The 17992-nt window shown below is 54.2% G+C and carries 21 protein-coding genes; all 21 read right to left on the bottom strand.

Annotated features, from left to right (window positions below; translation table 11 throughout):
- Positions 1-43: 43 nt before the first annotated feature.
- The 21 genes from FND52_RS17835 to FND52_RS17930 all read right to left on the bottom strand — a co-directional run bounded on the left by FND52_RS17835 (position 44) and on the right by FND52_RS17930 (position 17982).
- A complete protein-coding gene (locus tag FND52_RS17835; RefSeq protein WP_144132347.1) occupies positions 44-1000 on the bottom strand; it encodes a DUF6453 family protein in 957 nt (318 codons plus the stop codon).
- Complete coding sequence (locus FND52_RS17840; RefSeq protein ID WP_144132353.1) at positions 1000-4512, bottom strand: TipJ family phage tail tip protein; 3513 nt, start codon at positions 4510-4512, stop codon at positions 1000-1002. The genes FND52_RS17835 and FND52_RS17840 overlap by 1 nt, the downstream gene beginning before the upstream one ends.
- Before the next feature lie 64 nt (positions 4513-4576).
- Positions 4577-5191: a hypothetical protein gene (locus FND52_RS17845; protein WP_144132360.1), complete on the bottom strand. Its 615-nt coding sequence runs from the start codon at positions 5189-5191 to the stop codon at positions 4577-4579.
- A gap of 83 nt (positions 5192-5274) precedes the next feature.
- Positions 5275-5868, bottom strand: coding sequence for a tail assembly protein (locus FND52_RS17850; protein WP_144132366.1), 594 nt, complete (start codon positions 5866-5868; stop codon positions 5275-5277).
- Entirely contained in the window at positions 5856-6587 is a 732-nt protein-coding gene (locus FND52_RS17855) for a C40 family peptidase (RefSeq protein WP_144132371.1), read from the bottom strand. The genes FND52_RS17850 and FND52_RS17855 overlap by 13 nt, the downstream gene beginning before the upstream one ends.
- Before the next feature lie 12 nt (positions 6588-6599).
- Complete coding sequence (locus FND52_RS17860) at positions 6600-7370, bottom strand: phage minor tail protein L (protein WP_167509377.1); 771 nt, start codon at positions 7368-7370, stop codon at positions 6600-6602.
- Positions 7370-7720: a phage tail protein gene (locus FND52_RS17865; protein WP_144132378.1), complete on the bottom strand. Its 351-nt coding sequence runs from the start codon at positions 7718-7720 to the stop codon at positions 7370-7372. The genes FND52_RS17860 and FND52_RS17865 overlap by 1 nt, the downstream gene beginning before the upstream one ends.
- 81 nt (positions 7721-7801) lie before the next feature.
- Positions 7802-8212, bottom strand: a complete 411-nt coding sequence (locus FND52_RS17870; protein ID WP_244290581.1) for a hypothetical protein — start codon at positions 8210-8212, stop codon at positions 7802-7804.
- Between the two features lie 22 nt (positions 8213-8234).
- Positions 8235-8672, bottom strand: a complete 438-nt coding sequence (locus FND52_RS17875; RefSeq protein ID WP_144132382.1) for a hypothetical protein — start codon at positions 8670-8672, stop codon at positions 8235-8237.
- A gap of 54 nt (positions 8673-8726) precedes the next feature.
- A complete protein-coding gene (locus FND52_RS17880) occupies positions 8727-11894 on the bottom strand; it encodes a phage tail tape measure protein (protein ID WP_144132386.1) in 3168 nt (1055 codons plus the stop codon).
- A complete protein-coding gene (locus tag FND52_RS17885) occupies positions 11894-12136 on the bottom strand; it encodes a DUF1799 domain-containing protein (protein WP_244290582.1) in 243 nt (80 codons plus the stop codon). Before FND52_RS17885 ends, FND52_RS17880 begins: the two co-directional genes overlap by 1 nt.
- Before the next feature lie 62 nt (positions 12137-12198).
- On the bottom strand, positions 12199-12537 hold the full coding sequence (locus tag FND52_RS17890; protein WP_144132392.1) for a phage tail assembly chaperone: 339 nt from the start codon (positions 12535-12537) through the stop codon (positions 12199-12201).
- A 65-nt stretch (positions 12538-12602) separates the two neighbouring features.
- On the bottom strand, positions 12603-13373 hold the full coding sequence (locus FND52_RS21970) for a phage tail tip fiber protein (protein ID WP_244290583.1): 771 nt from the start codon (positions 13371-13373) through the stop codon (positions 12603-12605).
- 142 nt (positions 13374-13515) lie between these two features.
- On the bottom strand, positions 13516-14448 hold the full coding sequence (locus FND52_RS17900; RefSeq protein ID WP_144132395.1) for a phage tail tube protein: 933 nt from the start codon (positions 14446-14448) through the stop codon (positions 13516-13518).
- A 47-nt stretch (positions 14449-14495) separates the two neighbouring features.
- Positions 14496-14927, bottom strand: coding sequence for a phage tail terminator-like protein (locus tag FND52_RS17905; protein ID WP_244290584.1), 432 nt, complete (start codon positions 14925-14927; stop codon positions 14496-14498).
- 7 nt (positions 14928-14934) lie between these two features.
- Positions 14935-15534, bottom strand: a complete 600-nt coding sequence (locus FND52_RS17910; protein WP_144132410.1) for a hypothetical protein — start codon at positions 15532-15534, stop codon at positions 14935-14937.
- A gap of 2 nt (positions 15535-15536) precedes the next feature.
- Positions 15537-15890, bottom strand: a complete 354-nt coding sequence (locus FND52_RS17915) for a hypothetical protein (RefSeq protein ID WP_144132412.1) — start codon at positions 15888-15890, stop codon at positions 15537-15539.
- Between the two features lies 1 nt (position 15891).
- Positions 15892-16146: a hypothetical protein gene (locus FND52_RS17920; RefSeq protein ID WP_144132414.1), complete on the bottom strand. Its 255-nt coding sequence runs from the start codon at positions 16144-16146 to the stop codon at positions 15892-15894.
- A gap of 1 nt (position 16147) precedes the next feature.
- Positions 16148-16630: a DnaT-like ssDNA-binding protein gene (locus FND52_RS17925; protein ID WP_144132416.1), complete on the bottom strand. Its 483-nt coding sequence runs from the start codon at positions 16628-16630 to the stop codon at positions 16148-16150.
- Positions 16631-16632: 2 nt separating this feature from the next.
- Complete coding sequence (locus FND52_RS21845; RefSeq protein ID WP_167509378.1) at positions 16633-16806, bottom strand: hypothetical protein; 174 nt, start codon at positions 16804-16806, stop codon at positions 16633-16635.
- 39 nt (positions 16807-16845) lie between these two features.
- On the bottom strand, positions 16846-17982 hold the full coding sequence (locus tag FND52_RS17930; protein ID WP_144132418.1) for a major capsid protein: 1137 nt from the start codon (positions 17980-17982) through the stop codon (positions 16846-16848).
- Positions 17983-17992: the final 10 nt, after the last annotated feature.

Below are 17992 nucleotides of genomic sequence, written 5' to 3' on the forward strand. Positions count from 1 at the left end.
AAAAAAACCCGCCGGATGGCGGGTCAGTTGTTAGTTTGTCTGGTTAATACATGGCGGGTATGCATGGCACGGGGATGTTTGTCAGGCGCTGGCCAACGAGTGCGTATCTGTCAGTCCAGCGCCAGCGCACGCGACCGCGCCCACACCGGACGGCGTTTCCTGACCTGACGATGCCCGCCAGTTTCATATAGTCCCACCCGCCATTGGTGTTGCTGTCGTAGCCGTAGACGCCCAGCATAATCATGTTGTCGCCGATGTCCGTCCATGACCATGACGGCGTCCATGTCTTCCGGTTATAGATGAACGGCCGGCTCGTTGTTGAAAACACACACGCACCGTTTTTAACAAAGTTGAGGCCGCGCCCGGGTGATGGCGCAACACCAGACGCAAATATCGCGATTGTTATCGCCACTGTCGCCGGGACGTCCTCGCCGTTCCTGTCCTCAAATGCTGTAACAACGGTGCCGTCGCACTCAACCGTGGCGCTCGGGTGTGACCATTTTCCAAACACCATGTAGTTGGATTTTGGTGCAATAGTGTCAGGCAGAGCCCAGGTCCCGGTGAATGTTACAGAACCACGCCAGACGCAGAACCCGGCCATAGTATTTAAGGCAATGCTCATGAAATCGGTTGAGTCCTGAATCAGCATGCCGCTGCCCGAGCTCGCGGGCAGTATTTGCCAGACAGAAGCATCGAATCCCCTGACAAGCTTATCCCCCTTCGAATCCCAGTAGGTCTGGGTAACCGTCGAGCCTGACTGTGTGAACCCGGTTAAAACACCAACAGAGGGAACAAGTGAGGTCCCGACCGGCGGAGAATATGCAGCGCAGACACGGGGCAGCAAGATAACATCACTGCCGGGAACGTAATTCGCTATATCCAGCGACAGGGATGTCGATGCTGTTGTCCATTGCCCGCTAAATGTCGGGAATCGCAGACCAGATGTAATTTCCATCCGGGGTCCGCCATCGTTGAGATCTATCAGTAATCCTGCCGGCATCACCACATCCCCAGTCTGATCATGCCGCCACCAGGCAGATTAACGGTTACGCCGTTGCCATCGATGACCACAGTATTATTCGCGCCGTTAAAACTGAAATTGCCCGAAGTGGCGTAAAGATTGCCCCGCACCGTCACATTATTGAGCGTTGCAAATCCCGATTTATTGATATGCCAGCCCACATTACCGGTACCGTCCCAGTCTGCAGACTGGATATAGTTACCGATTTTGGTGTTGCTGATGGTGCCGTCCTGAATGAACGTATCGCGGATAAAAGTCTGCCCGTTCTGGATTACGAATGGCAGCGTAACAGCGGCGCCAGCCTGGCTCATCACAGCAAAGCGATCGGCCAGGAAAATCACCTGGCTCTGCATTCCGGATGGAGTATTTTGTACGCCCACGCCCATCCCCGCCGCGTACTGTACACCGTTCGAGTCGACAGCCACTTTAATGCTGTACATCGCGTTGAGATTGCCTGCCATATCTGCTGTTGCCTGAGTGTTGGTCGTAATGGCCGCGGACTGTCCATTTACTGTTACCGTCAGGGAGTTAATTTTCGTTGCCGAAGCCTGCGTGAAATTAGCCAGGGTCTCGGTCAGATCGGTCGCGTTTGAGATGTTGCCGCCAGCTGAAGCATCCAGCGTCACCAGTGCGCGAGCCACCGACTGACTGGCATCCGCAATGGTGGTATCGATACGGTCGATGCTGGCGCTGTTCCCGGCGTTCGTTGCTGTCTGCCGCCGCCGGCTGGTCACTTGAGCCAGGCTGTTCTGGATTACCGCGATGGCTGAGTTTTTAACGCCACCCGTCATGCCATCCAGCGCCGCTGACGTCTCGTCAATTTTCACCGCTGCCGCCGCCAGACCGTCGGTATTCTGCTGTATCGCCAGCGCCTGTTGTTCGAGGTCGTCAGCGTTCTGCTGCACATCTGCGACAATCCCGGCAATTTTTGCGCTGCTGTCAATCGCACTTTCAACGACATCCTTGAACAAGTCGGTCTGTTTCATGTCCTCCAGTATGGCTTCAGTGATGTCAGAAACATCAATGCTGGACTGCCCTCGAACAAAATCAGTCCAGCCACTCTGATTACCGATGCGATCCACCAGCCGCGCGCGGTACCAGAATTCCTGCCCCGCTTTGAGCCCCATTTGCTGATAGAGTTTCTGTGGGTACGGTACCGCCGCCAGCAGCATCGGATTCGAGCCGTCGGCTGCGAGACTGTATTGCAGCTCAGTACTCAGCGTGTCGCCGGTATCGGCGGGGAATGCCCAGGTTACGTTGATGCCGAATACTACATCGTCAGTTGCAGCGAGCCCGACGGGTTTTGGCACATCACCGATCCTGCCTTTGAGATGAGTTAGCGCCGACGTCGCCCAGAGGCTGGACGCCCCACCTGAATTGATGGCGCGTACGCGCACCAGGTAGTCGCCCTCGAAAATCCCAGGCACTTCGATATTGCGCAGGCCTGTCTCCGGCACGTTGATCCATTCGTTATCCCCGCGCTTCCACTGCACCCGGTAGGCGATAACATCCGCTTGCGGCTTGCCATTTTTATCCAGCGGCGCGTCCCATGTAGCGACCAGTGTCGCCACACGCTGACCCTGGCGTACCGCGTCGTAACTGGTGACAGCGACATTGCCTGGCTGCGCAACCAGTCCGGTCGGGATTAGGCTGATCGGCGGTATATCGAGGCGGGCGTTATTATCTACTGCATCATATTTTGATGAGTTGTACTCAGCACCGGTGATGGTGAACGTATTTTCAGCATCGTTAAACGTCAGATTCGTTACCCGGAAGTACTGCAGGCGCAACTGCCCGGCATCGATAACGAATATAGCGTTCGGTAACGGGGCGGCTATAAACGGCGTGGCCACTACCAGCTGCGTGCCGTTTACCGCCTGAATAACCCGACTTTCCACGGTGCCGTCCTGCGTGCGGATCATCAACGTGTCGCCCGCGACTGCGCTGGTCCCGCGGTCAGTGGTCACAGTTTTGAGTCCCGCGTCATACCCGGTAATGCGCCCGCCGTATATGCGTCCTGACAGGCGTTCGTCGGCAAACGCAAATACCGTGCCCGGCACGTAGACAAAACCATCGAGCCCGGTCTGCAGTGTGATGATGCGGTCAAGTGAGTTGGAATACACCGCCCAGCCGCCCCGCCGCTGCGCCTCGCTTTCGCGCGTACAGCCAATGGCAGTAATTTGCGTCTGCTTGAATTTGAACTGCTTCACCAGCTCAGGAAACATCACTGCCGTTGTGCGGTCCTGGTAGTGGTTGCCGGGGTCACTGAAATTAATCAGCGCAGAGCTGTAACGGTTTTTTTCGCTACCACTGGAATAGACCGGCTTCCCCACCACAGAAGCGCGGGTGAGGATCTGCAGTTTCGAGGTGTCTGCTGGCATGTCTGAGACAACGTTGAACATGTTGTTACCCCAGAACGTCATGCCGTTGAAGCCTGCCGCGATGTCTTTAATCACCTGCCAGGCGTCGGCCTGCGCCTGGATGTACACGTCAAACAAAAAACGCGGCTCGGTTCCGCTACCACCCAGGCCATCCGGGACCTGTTGATCGCATCGCTGTGCAATCCGGTACAGCTCCCACTTATCCAGCATATCCGGCGTAACGCGGCGACCAAGACCAAAGCGCGGCTCCGTCAGGATATCGAACCAGATCCACGCCGGATTGTTAGTCCATCCCCATTTGAATGTGCCATCCCACGTGCCGCCATATGTCCGGTTAATCGGGTCGTAATTTTGGGGAATACGGATTATGCGCCCCTGCGGTTTACAGGATATTTTCGGGATATTGCTGAATGCCTTGGCGCTGAATGACACATACAGCAGCGCTGTATGGGGGTAGCGCAGTCGGGCGTCGATCACTTCAGTAATAGCCTGGACCTGTGTTTTGTTCTGCAGCATCTGACTGGTGCTGTCGGCGGTATCGCGCACAACGCGGATCTGCCAGCCGGTATTAGCCTTAGGCAAGTTGATGCGGTGCGTTAGCTCGTACAGTGAGCTGAGTTTTTCCGTTACCGTTTTGGTAAGTACGGTACTGTATGCGCCGCCATCTACCGCAATGTCGATGTGGTATGCGACGGTCGTGCCGACGATATCGGCGTCATTCTCCTGCTGCTGCAGACCGGTAATGCCGATGCGCACCAGCACAGCGTCAATCTGGGTGTTGCTGATAGCGCGAGTCCAGGGAGTGGCCTTCGTTAGCGATACGCCGATGCTGGTCTCATTTTCCACAGCGGGAAAGCCGGGAATTGGGGACTGAGTTTGCGTGCCGGGGCGAAAATCCCAGGAGACATTCTCAAAGTTCATTGAGCCGTCGGCATTACCGAGCGGCGTGTTATCCAGGAAAATTTTGGTGACATCGAGCCCGCCTGCAAATTCCCCTTCACCCAGCGCCAGAAGCAGACGGCAGCGCGCCATGGACTGAGCTGAATCAGGTTGCTCAACGGGAGTATGTTGCTTCTGTTCGCCGCCCTTTGCTCCAATGATTGTTGCCATATTGCATCCATAAAAAAACCCGCCGTAGCGGGTTATAGGAATAGAGAATTTATAAAGAGATTATTTAAAGACCTTTTTCAGCTTGAGATTTTGAATCATTTTCCTGCTCATTAAGAACATTGCTGAACAAAACGGATTCATAGTCGATAGACAGGTATCCCTTACCTCTACGCTCCCCTTTCAAAGACACGGCAACATCTCCTCCGCCTACTGGCTTGAAGAACGAGCTGTAAGTACCACACCCTTGGTATGCAAGGCATTGATAAAACTCATCATTATCTTTATAGAGTTCTCTTCCAATATATTCATATTTTGAACTGGGCTTTCCATATTTCTTGGCTATCACTTCTTTGATTTTCTTATACTCTTCTAATCCCTTAGAGCCATATGCGTCACCGTCAATATTTTCAATAACGATGACTTTGACCAGGCCATATTTGTCATCAATAACACCATAAAACTCGTCAAATCCCGAAACTTTTATAGGAGGGTTACTTATCAAAAATAATTTTAAACGAGTGTCATTTTTCCCAGCCGGCGTGGCACCATAGTCCTTAGTAAGGGTCTCTTGACTTTGCCCCCATTTTAAACCAAGAGGAGCTGAAAAGCCCTCATCAGCCACTGCGCCAGAAGAACAAAACAAAAAAAACAATGAGGCAAAAAATCCAGTCAATTTCATATCCCTGTCTCCTGTAAAAAAAATTCAGACTAATCTTAACACCCCGATTTTTAAAGATCAGCAGTTCCCTCTGGTAGGGAAGATTAAATATCTTCAGCTACAATGCCTGCGCTGATAATGGCTCCGCCAATTTCGCGCTCGCCATAAAGCACCGCGACCGGATTGCCCATTGCCAGAGTGTTTACTGAACCGCCGAAAGCGTAGCTGGGTTTGTTGTCGGGATCATCACGGCCTTGCAGCCCTTTAGGCTGCGGTGAAAGCATCTGGTAAATGCCGCCAGCCATCATGCCGACACCGCCAGCGGCTAGACTGGCCCCGAATACAGACAGAGTCCCTGCACTGAAATACGAAATTGCGATACCGACAACAACCATGACAGCACCAAGGATCGTCTGGAACACTCCCGCCTTTTTCGCGCCCTCCATGATCGGCGCTATGCGGATATCACTGTCGCCAGCCAGTTCCCGGTAATCCTGCAGACCGATATTGCGCTTGCCGCGGAACACGGCGAAGGTCATCCCGTTTTTTTTGGCGTTCATGAGGTAATCTTCCATCCCATCGAAGTTAATGCACAAGGCTTTTACAGCTTCCGCTGATGTCTGAACCGCCAGTTTATGCGCACGCCCGAACTGCGCGCCCAGCGCGCCATACAGCCGAATAGTGGTTAAACGCGCCATGGTTTTATCTCCTTTTTTAGTTCTTTATGGCGGACGCAAATCATCGTCCGGTCTTTGAAATAGCCGCGGGCGTAAGGCGTGATGCAGGATGGCTGCCCGTAGAGGTGATGAAGTAGTTCGCCTTCTTCGGTGATGACTCCGGCGTGATTCCACTTAGCGGATTCGACCTGCATGATGACCATGCAACCGGGCACCGGATCGCATTCAACGAACCCTTCCCGCTCCCAGTTCTCAAAATAGAGGTTGTCCGGGTACTGGCTTTCCCACCATGGATAATCGACGCGAAAATCAGTCAGCGTTATACCCTGGGTGGCATGCCAGTCCATAATCAGTCCCCAGCAGTCGTGCGAGCCCAGAATGAACGGGCGGCCAATCAGCGGGATGGCATCCGGCGTGATTTCAGCGTATTCATCGCAGTCTGGCGCATAAATACCCCAGACCACACCAGACTGATTACACTGCTGGCGATCGAGGTCTGACGGAATAGGTCGCGCGCCATCACCCGGATGCGAGTGAACGACGCGGATAATCGTCCCTGCATCCTCAGCATTTGCCCAGTGCTCGCCGTCAATACGGAAATGCTCCGTCGGTTTTTCATGGCTGTTCGGCACCGGAATATAACGTTGACGCCGCCCTGACTGAATGACGAAGCCACAGCACTCGCGCGGGGATTCCTCCAGCGCATGCGCCCGGATCGCCGCCATAATTGTTTTGTTCATTGGTATGTCCGGTTATCGATTGAAAAGTACTGTGGCCGGAAAGCCCCCGAAATCGAGAACGGCAGTATTTGGCTCCGCCAGGCCAGCACCAAACCGCTTACGACAGTCGCTGAGGCATCCCCCGCACGCGTCCAAAGCCGGGTCGGTAACCTGGTTACCTTTTGCGTCGAAATAAGCCGTACCGTTGTAGGTGCACCCGTCGCCGCTGCGGTACTGGCCGCGCAGCGCCCACTCGCAGAGCGATGTGATTTGCCGGGTAGGAATAACCAGGCTCTGAAGGTCTGCCGGGCTGCTCATTGACCACGTCACAACCTCATCATCCTCCGATGTTTTGGTGTCCAGCCAGAATGTCTGGAGGGCAAACATTGTCGGATCTGCCGTTGGGTTGACCCCGCCCGGGAAGTTCGCCGCGTCCAGATAAATGGAGTAGGTGTCAATGATGCTTACCTTCGCGTTAACCATATCTTTGAACTGGAGGCAGAGCGCGGTAATGTGCCCGTCCAGATTCGATACGCTCAGCTTCGGCTCTGCCGCCTGGTCCGTTGAAAGGGAAAGGTCTGTCATCTGGAAGGGCCAGAATTCGTATGTTTTGCCACCCCAGATTATGGGCTTTGGCCCGAGCGCGTTTTCGTCGCCGTTCGCGGCATCTATCTCTGCCGGAGTATGTGGGAACGGGCTGTAATGGAAGCGATGTATACCCCCGCTGAACTCTGAGGCGTCCACTTCGACCAGGCGAATCCTGCCACCCGGTGCCAGCATCGCCGCCTGATCGACAAGTGCCATTATGCGTAAACTCCGTAAGCCCGTTTAATAGTGAAGGTAAGCTCCGCGAACTTGCTGTTTAGCTGATTCTTTCGCACTGAATCAGCAACGACCCGGTAAAGCCCCTTCTCTTCGCCCGGCGGTGTGATAATGAACGCCTTGACCACGTGAGCAAGAAGAAAAGCGCGCACCGCGTTTACCTCCGCCTCGCTGCCAACATGTTTCATTGGCACCTGAATTGCCGTTGAATTAATACCATTATCGGCAATCTGTTCGTAGCCATCACCGAACTGGGCTGCGCGCACTGTCTGGTTATATTCAACCGCACCCGCGCCAAGCTGCGATCTCCAGATGTAAGTTTCAACGGCCATATTTGCTCCATAAAAAAAGCCCCGCTGTTGCGAGGCTAGGTATTGGCTAAGGCTTGAAATTGGTTAAATTGTAATGCCTAGTTATTTAATTCTCCACATTCGATACTGCCCCCAAAATCCATTTTCAACGATGTATTCTTGATCTCCACCATCTGCAACAATTTCTAATGATTTACGCATCCCCATTGATGCGACATCACATTCATTGCTTACTCGCAAAAGATGCGTTCCATTATCAAGGTAGGCGGTTATAAATTGATTTTGACGCAGTTTAGCTATGTCTTTTCCGTCTATTTGAACCAAAAATCGACACATACCACCACTACCGCCACCAATAAACTGCTTGTTGCGCGTGACCGTAACCTTAGTTTGAGGAATATTCGGCTTTGGTTCGACAATCTGCTTATTTATGATCGTTTCGGCCGGACCATATGGGCGCGCGCAAGCAGTTAATAATATCGCGCCTGAAACTAACATCACTGTTTTGAACATCATCGTCCCCTACAAATATTGATTAATTGCCAATCATCTCTTCAACTTTATAATCAGCTTTGCCATCTTTATCTTCGATGCAAACCGCTCTGAACTTCTGCTCAAGACCAAATTTGTTTTTGGCGCTAAATTCTTGCGTTGCGTAAAACTTACCGTCATTGCCCTGCCATCTCTTTGCGCTAAACACCGACATATCCAGTGTGCTTTTATTAATGACCGATCTTTTGATGTAAGCCTCACACGAGCTCCGAAGCTTATCCAGTTTCTTGTTAGAAAGCTCCTTGACTTCTTTTTGTTTTTCCTCTGCCTCATTTGGCTTGTTCACTACGGCGGCTATACCTATCACCACAAAAAGAAGAAGCAACAATCCAATGGTTTTAAGCATCTTCATCAATATTTTTTTAAGCACCATCACCCCCTTGATTATCGTGGTTTTGAATATGATAACCAGGGGATGCATTGGTGTAACCAGTAGCAGATGATATTGTCATCTCAGAATTGCAACGTCAGACCATTATTTGGTCTGAAATTGTCTACCCAGCAACCCATCACTTCGGACTGCTCGCATCAGAATCTCTGTGACTTTGGCTTCAATTTCACTTCCCAGCGCTCTTGCCGCGGCGCTGCCATCTCCAGACGTATTAGAAGTCGCATTACCTTTGTTATCGACATAAATATCGATATTTACCTGAGGTGCAGACCCGCCCCCCTGAGCTCTTACGCCAAGCCTTCCAGCAGAATCGCGTGTGAGCGGCATAATAGCCTCTGGCCCCGCTTCGCCGAAAACGCCGCCTTTGGCAAACTTCGACGCACCCTGGAAGGTGAAGTATTTTGGTGAGTCGTATACGCCATTGGCATACTGGTGGAGACCAGCAGATTCATAAACATTGCCTTTGGCGCTGAAGGTCAGTCCTGCCGCAGCGTTATTATACGCTCCCGAAGGTGTGCTTCCGCCGCCTCCGCTTGCACTACCACTGACCCATCCCATAGCCGCCTGAATGGCGTAAGCCACCATCAACCGGTTTGTCACATCAATAATCATCTTCAGCATAGACTTGCCGAATTCTTTGATTGAAGCTTTACCAGTTGTCATGAGGCTCGTCAGCATGTCTGATAGGCCTGTTAAAGCCGACCCCGCAACGTTTTTCACCGCGCTATAAGTGTCAGTTGCCGCTTCCAGGTATTCATTCCACCCACTAAGCGCACCAGCCTTCCAGTCAGCCCGAAGCTTGTCCTCTTCATCGTAGTAGTTATGAAGCGCCGCCAGTTCCTTCTGGTAACCAGCGTCTTCCAGATCGCCACCGCCATTTAACCATCCCTGACGGAGTTGGGCCTCTTCACGCAAACGCTGTTGCTGGCGTGAACTAAGCCCAGCCCCTTCACGCAAGGCTGTGGTTTTTTCCACCATTTGCGTGGCATATTTATCCGCCTGCTCTGCCAGCGCATTGATTTTCTGCTGGGCCTCGACCTCCTTGTTTTTCTGATCCACCACCGCGGCGGCGTTCAGAATAGCTTCCCGGCCTGACAGTAGAGATTTCTCCTGCGCCGTCAGCGCGCGATGTTTAGCGGCTTCTTCGAGTACAGAAAACTGCGACTGCATTTTGCTGTATTCAGTGTTTTTGACCTGCACTTCACCAGTGCGGCGAAGGGTTTCAAGCGTGTCAGTGAGCGCTATGGCCTGTGCGCGGTAGTTTTCCAGGGTGCGATCGCCAGCATCAAGCGTGGTTTTCGCTTCTTTGGCTTTTTTAGAGGATTCACTGGCGAGTTTGGAAACTGCTTCTCTGGATTGCCGATCCGTTGCTCCAGTACCAGTTATTCCACCAGCGGGTCCGTTGCGTGCCTCTTCTTCATAATTAGCCTGGGCATTCGGGGCTGTAATGCGTTTCCAGAGTTCGTTATAACGCTTTTTATTTGCCTCAATCTCTTTATCTGCCTCTGCGCCAGCCTTTTTCATCGCCTCGACATCCATACCGAGGAAATTTACCAGCGCTCCGCCGCCGGGAATTTTTTCAGCCCACCCGGCAACAGTGCTCGTGAATTTGGCGTCAAGTGATGTGAGGTTTAGAAACAAATCACTGATGGATGCTTTCAGCAATTTAAAGATATCAATGATTTGATTACCCCAGGCGCGCACAGTAATGCCCATTTGACCAAAGGTATCGGAGGCAAAAGCTTTTAGCCCCTGCCATGCCTGGCCAATATTATCTGTGGCGTCAACTATCTGATTGCTGCGCTCCTCCATAGTGCTGGCAAATAATGTGATCGCTTCATTGGCAGCAGCTGTTTTTCCCTGGGTTTTCTCCAGCGTGATGATGTGCTTCATCATGGCTTCATCAACGAAACCATATTGCTGATTAAGGCTGGCTAGCGCCTTAACCGGGTCGTTAACTATCCGTGAAAAATCTGACAACGCGGCCTTCGTATCCAACCCGGCATCACCCATAGCCAGTATGGACCTGGCTATTTTCGACATTTGGTCAGCGGTATATTTTCCGGTGTCGTTTAGCTGAACCAGAATTTCAACCGAATCCGCCAATGATGCTCCGGCGTCATCCGCAACATCTTTTGCAGCATCGTTCAGTTGTTGCATTGACGAGAAGCCAGCACCACCCATAAGAATAAGGGATCTCGCTACACTGTCGAACTGCTGAGATGAGTTGTACGCTGCACCGGCGAGAACTGCCAGTAATGCAGCAGAGCCAGCCAGGGCAAGGTTGAACGTGTTTAACAGGCCGCCAGCCCTACCTAACTTTTCAGCCGCCTCGCTGGTATTGTTAAGTCCTTCAGCTGCTTCACTGATGCTCGCCGCAGATTCAGAAGTCTCGCGGCCCTCTTCGTTGAAGCCAAATAACGCATCTCTGAGCGCCTGCAGCATCGGACCGAGGCCGCCGAATGAATCCTTAATCTGCCCGCCCTGCTGGAGCATAATCAGGAAAGGTGATTGCCCGCCTGCCAGCTGTGTGGCGATGTCGGTAAACTGCGCCGGAAGTTGCCGTACGGCATTGCTGTATTGTCCAACTGAGATGCCCGCGCGCCGGGCGGCGGCCTCCTGCCGTGATAATGCTTCAGGCAGAACGTCCGCAACGCTGGAGAGACGCTGGCGGGTCTGGTTCAGAATATCATTAAAGTGCTCGAACTGAGCGCCATTGATGCGGCCCGCTTCGAAGTGCGCCACCAGCTGAGCATGCTGTTCATCCAGCGCGTTGAAGGCGCGGATATTCGGGTCGATAGAACCCAGCAGGTTTTTCAGCGCGGCTGATTGCTTCTCAGCGGCCTGAGTTGCTGCCAGTTCGGCCTGGGCGCGCGCTGCGGCCTCACCGGTATCTGTCAGCTTCAGCCGGGTGTCGTCGAGGATTTTGTTGTAGTGCTGAAAATCATTGGTATCCAGGAAGCCTTTGGCCTGAAAGTTACGCAACGCGGCTTGCTGTTCATCCAGGCGGTTCAGCGCCTTGTTTACTGGGTCGATATTCTCCAGCAATCCCTTGAGCGCGTTCTGCTGCTCCTTAATTCCCGCGCTGCCCTGCTTCGCGGACTCAGCACCAGCACGAAATACGCTGTTTAGATCATCGGCTTTGCCAACCGCACTGGCCGCTGCCTGGCCGAGTTTATCCAGTTCATTGCTGGCTGATTTCAGATCGGAAACATCGGCCCGCAAAGTAATCGAGGCGATCTGGTCAGTCATTATTTCGTCTCCTTATGCATTACCTTGAGAGCCTCGCTTTCCATAATCTGAATATCAGCCATGCAGGCCGCCGCATCCTCTACCCCATGTAACTTGAACACCCAGGGGAGAACGTTGTAATCGAGTCCGGTAGCCCCGCTCGCGCCGACGCGCCACTGGGTCGCCAGCGCAGAGAAGACGGTAAAGGCCTGCCAGATTGATGGCAGGATACTCACCTCTTCTTCCACGTCTTCAGGCGTCAAACCAAAAGCGCTCAGCTCCGCGAGCGTCGGCCCCGGCGTATACAACGCTGCGGCGACCTGCCTCAGTTTTTTTCGCGGATGCCCATCAGCTCTTTGGTGTAGGCCAGGCCGATGCTGTCGAACGCGCGCGGGTAATTATGCAGGAGGACGATCACGTTATCGCGGGTGAGCTCGTCCGGTAGCGCCCAGCCTTCGACGATTTTCATCAGATAGTCGGCCTGTGGCTCAACAGCGGACGTCTTGCCGTCAGCTTTTTTCTGAAGCTCGGTATCCATATCGCGCAGCTCTTCCAGCGTCTTGTGGCGGAAGGTGAGCGTCAGCTTACCGTCTTCAGCGCCAGCGCGCGGGATGCTGGCGGTTACAGAAAAGGTAGGGTTGGGGATCAGGGAGAATTTGGTCATTTCGGTTCCTTAGAAAAAAAGAAACCCGCCGGAGCGGGTTGAGTAATCGAGTGCATAAGGGGAATTTAGCGGCTGTACAACAGGCCGCCGGGCTTCAGCGCATTGCGGATTGCATCGTTTACCGCATCGTGCATCGCTTGTTGCAGACCGGCCGTGGGAGATTGGAACAGATCGCTTTCGCGCACGGCATCAATCACGGCCTGCTTCATTTCATCGCAGAGCACGGCCTTCGTTTTTATGTTGGTTGCCTCGGCGTTTTCGATGATGGATGAAGCAGCTTCATGCACCTTAAAGCGATCGGCTTTAAACTCTACCTTGCATTGCTCGCCCTCAGCGCCGATAACCATGCCGGATGTATATTGTTTTTCGCCGCAGTCCACGCCCATCTTCACGCTGTAATTCGCAGATGCTATGCCATCGCCAATCACCGCATCATTGATGAGCTCCTGACCGGATTTAGCGATAAACCAGCCATCATTAAGATCATTAAGTGCGCGGCTGTTACGGATCTCTTCCGTCAGCGCCTCAATCATTTCTCCGGCATCGACAGAAGATACCGCCTCGTTCCAGTCACTGGTTCGCCAATCTCGCGCTGAACCATCCGCAGCAATTGGACGCAGGCGCACCTGTAATCGCTCACCAGCTTTGAGGCCAGAAATCATGAGCTCAGTAACCGGCCAACTGATTACCTCTTTTACAAGACGTCCATCAGCAAGGAGATATTGCAGCTCAAGCCGGGAACCCCAGAAGCTTAAATCAGGCCATTTCCATTCGACGTTTACGCCAAAAGGTTTCGATGTCGTTGTTACATGAGGGATGCTTTTAGGTTCAGACATTTTATGTTCCTTTTAGGCGTGAGCCTGTCGCACGGCAAAGCCGCCGAAAGTAATCGGTTTGCCCAGGCTCACAGCTGAAAGACTTTCTTTGATGTGCGCGTGCGATGCGCAATAAAGAGCCCGGCGAACCGGGCTTAAAGGTTTAGCTGACAGTAACGGTGCACGCTGCAGAAGTAAGGGTCTTGCCTGCGGCGTCGGTGACTTCGCAGGTATAGACGCCAGCATCGCTGGATGCGACCGACGGAATGTTGAACGTTGAGGCGGTCTTACCAGGCTGAGCGGTGCTGCCTTTCTTCCACACATAGGTGTACGGCGCGGAACCACCCTGCATAACCACAGCCAGATCCAGTGCAGCGCCAGTTGCGAGTGCTTTAGTGGATGGCAGGTCAGTCAGGAACGCCAGCGGCAGCACGGATGAATCAGCGATCGGGTAAATCTGCATATCCGATTCGAAGTTCATACGCGCTTCGTTGCTCTCAACGGCGTTGATTTCGGTACGCGGCACGCGCTGGAAGGACACCTTGGCGGAATAGTAACGATCCGCTTTGCCGCGCGGGTTGTGGAACCATACCGCCGTGGTGTCGCTGGAGTCATCCAGGTCGATGAGGCGTTTGTAGATCGCCAGTTGAGGGTCATGCGCAAAGGTGTAGACCTGAACCACCGCGTTTTTGAAAGTTGGGATGGTGCGCGCTTTGTCATCTTCCAGGAACTGAACGCTAATGGTCTGCTGGTCACCGCCCTCAGTGGACAGCGTCATAACCTGCGGCATGGTGATCCACGAATCGACTTTGCGCAGCGTACCCGCGCCGGTGCCCGCCGGGAATTTCTTTGTGTCGGTGGTATCAAACGCTTCTAACACGATTTTGGTGCCGGTCACCGATTTAACGCGCAGCACCATATTATCGAGCTTCAGCCAGCCAGAGTTAACCTGGACAACATCGCCCGCGAGGATCCCGGCAGCCGAGGCAACGGTCAGTTCGCATTCCGTCGCGTTGGAGGCTGCAGTGAAGGTGATCGGAGCCTGATAGGCTTTGGCCACGTTCACACGCGAGCCGTTAGGGATTGCGAATGCCATAGCACTCTCCTGAATTTAGGTAATAAAAAAACCCGCCAGACGGCGGGTCAGTAATCAGCGCGGTATTGCATGCTGACGGGAGTTGTGAAAGTTATGGAGCCGCTACTGCCATTGGGTGCTGATGTGGGGCGATCCTGTATCGGCGTGCGCACCTGCGGCGGTCCGTTTATGTAAACCGTCAGATCGCCATCCACCAGCGGCAGACCTTCGGGGAAGGCATCAGCGACAGACTTAGCCAACCCTCTGGCCTGCGTCACGCCGCTGCCGGCAGGAGCGATGATATTGATCTGGAGAATGCCCTGGTAGGTTCGCATCTGACCTTCCAGATCCTGCCCAACGGTTTGCGCCGGCAGAACGTAAACACGCCCGTAAGGCGCATTTTCCGGTGGAGAAAATACGATGTTCGGCCAGGCCACTGGCAGACTGAGCGAAGAGCAGATAACCGCGACGCGACTTTCCAGCAGGTCAGCGATACGCATTGACTGATCACCGGCCATTGCGCACCTCGCTCATAGCCTCACGGAATAGTTGCGCGGCATCTAGCGCGGTGATGCCCACCATGCCGCCTGGGGCCTGGCCGGAATGCCCGTTCTCTAGTGCTGCCGCATATGGCAGGTTATTGGTGAAGAAAATCGAGCTGACCTGGCCCACCCTGAACACCTCGAGCACTGCCAGGCCGCGGGAGTTGGAACCCTGACCGGAAGCGTCCGGTGTATCGTTGGACTGGCTCGGCTGGCTATCGAACCCCACATACCAGTTGTTCTTGAAGCGCCCGCCGACATAGCCATCAGGCTTTTTGATGTCCATTGAGTCGTTGACGCGCAGCCCGCGCTTAAGCCGTCCGGACCTGGTCAGGTTGTCCGGATTATCACGCAGGGCAGCGTTATGATCCCGCACAGCATCGTTATATGCCGATGCCGTTTGGTTCACCCGCCAGATATCAGGGTTACCAACAGGAGACATCTCAACCAGTTGAGCGAGGATTTTAATTCCCGTCCGGCGCACCACCTCGTCCATCTCCTGCTTCGAGCTATCCACGAACAACTGAATGGCAGCCAGGAACGGCTGATTAGCAGAACTAGCCATACCTACGCCCTCAGTTGGATGTTGTAGGAGATCAACACATCGGCAGGCTTAACGGGATTCGGCTCTACCACGCGCCATTTCTTGCCGTCGATTTCGATGCGGTCATCAATGCGCACTTCCGTTTCGAACGTGGCCGCCAGCTTCTTATCGCCGGTGGCGATCAGGGAGCCGTCGATTTCTCGGGCGGAGTATTCAGTGACAACGCCAGTGACGGTCGCAGTGATAGCCGGGGTGGTTACCTCTTTGCCGAACTGATCGCGGGTAGTGCCGCCACCGCGGGTAAGCTGGTAGGTTTTGCCATTCTCAGTCAGCAACCGGGTCGCCGTGGCGCGCATACGTCGATAGTCGATTGGCATATCAGCGCGCCTCGATGTTGGTATGGATGAAGTCCGCTTTTAGTGCTTCGATAGCGCCGATCATGACATATGGCCTGCCGCCGCTATGCCAGCAATCAATCTCACATCCGTCATCGCTAAGCATGATAATCGCCAGGCTATGACAGTTGCCGTCGCGCGCCATTTGTAGCGCCTCTTCGAGTAGCCTTATCACCTCCTGGCTGTCATGCCCAGGTTGCGCTTTGCCGGAGAAGGGAACCACTTTCAGGTCAGACATATCACCCCCTTTCGATGCGGATCTGATTGCCGCCCACCACCAGCCCGCGCAGCGATGAATAGAACCAGGGGAATGACGGTGCAGCTTTGTTCGTGCCCGGCTCATACTGAACGGTTACCGCGCCCTCGACGCGCTCCATGACCACCGCCCCGCCACCAGCGACCGACGGCGTGAGGTCAATCTCCTGCGATTCGATAGCCAGGCGGCACTGCGCATCAACCAGGCGCTGTGGGATGGCGTCATCCGGCAGGTCAACGCCATCAAAGCGCACGCCGGAGCGCGGCCACGACAGCGGCTGCGATGTGCTGGAGCGCTGACCGCGCCAGGTCTTCCCTTCCAGATAGTCCATCGCCTGCATCAGCATCCGGCCGCACTCACCATCATCGGCAGGTACGGTGTAGCCGCGCCCCGACGCGAACGCGCGCAGGTCGACAACGCTGGCATAGCTGTTGAAATCGGGCGAATGGGGATCGGCAACCAGCATGGTTATTCCTCCAGACGCCAGTCCAGCGCCAGCCAGTTATCCACTTCGTCAGGATGAACGTCAGCACGCAGCGGGCCGTCAGGGAACTCTGGTTGGTCACGAACCATAATGACCAGGTCGCTCGTCTTTTTCTCGGCCTCACGCTGCGCGCGCTGCTCTTTGGTTAATCCGGCCATTGGGCCTCCTGAAAAACAAAGGGGCCGAAGCCCCAGTGGTTAGCCCATGATGATGGTTGAATGCTCAGGCTGCACGGATGCAACACCCCACGCCACACCAACTTCATAACGCACCTGGCGGTACTGGCGATACAGCGCGATCTGGAAGGTGATACCGGATACCGGGTCGGTCACGTTCATAACATCGTCGGCGGTGTCGCCGCCTTTTGGCATTGCCGGGGTGCGGCACGCCAGCAGGAATGCGTTGCGATCGAAAGCCATGTTTGGCGCAAACTCGCTAAGCACAGTGACGGCCGCCTGGTCTGCCAGATCCTGACGCAGGCCTGGCGCAGCAATAGTGATGCTGGAAGAGGTTGCCGCTACGACCAGATACTGATTGTCGTCACCGTCGAATTTCACTGCGGTACCGACAGCGATACCACCGGTACCCGCAGAGATAGCAACGATAATGTCGCCCTCTTTCTTCGCGCCGTTGACCTTGTAGCCAGCAGCAGTGCTCTTTGCGGTGCGCTTGATGTTGGCGGATTCATGCAGGTTGAAGCCCATTACGCGACCGATGATGCCTTCTCGCAATAGCTGGTCGGTACCGGCTTCATTCGCTTTGAACAGCACGGACTGCTTACCACGAATGGAGGCCATCGCCTCACCGCCCAGAACCATACGCAGGTCGGTAGTTGGCGCACCATTATCCACCAGAATCTGGCGGGCCAGCGCTGCATCAGACAGATCGTCTTTAATGCTGAATGGGGTGTCTTTAGGCGTACCGACAGCGCGAGATGATTTGTAGAACAGCGCTGCCAGGTCAGCGTCCATCTCATTGCTCAGCGCACGGAAGGCCTGAGAGAACTGGTCAGCCAGGATGACGTCGTAGTTACCTGATGGCCCGATAGCCAACTGCTCTTCACCGTTCCATTTGACCGGGGCCATTTTGGATTTGGTGATTTTGACATCCACGGTGCCAATGTTCTGATCGCCGTCGTTTGGTGCAGTTGCTGCAGGGGTGATATCAACGGTGGTGGTCGGCGGCGCAACCGGTGCGGTGACGGTCTGGTCTTTAGCCGCAGCATCAGCTTTCGCGTTGCGCGCCACAGCAGGGATGAAGCCGACCTGCTCGCGGGATACGCGGTTCAGTGCGGTGTACAGAGTAGGAATTAACCCAGTAAGCGTGTTGCTCATATTCTAAATA

The sequence above is a fragment of the Atlantibacter subterraneus genome, from assembly GCF_007570865.1.
Lineage (GTDB): Bacteria > Pseudomonadota > Gammaproteobacteria > Enterobacterales > Enterobacteriaceae > Atlantibacter > Atlantibacter subterraneus.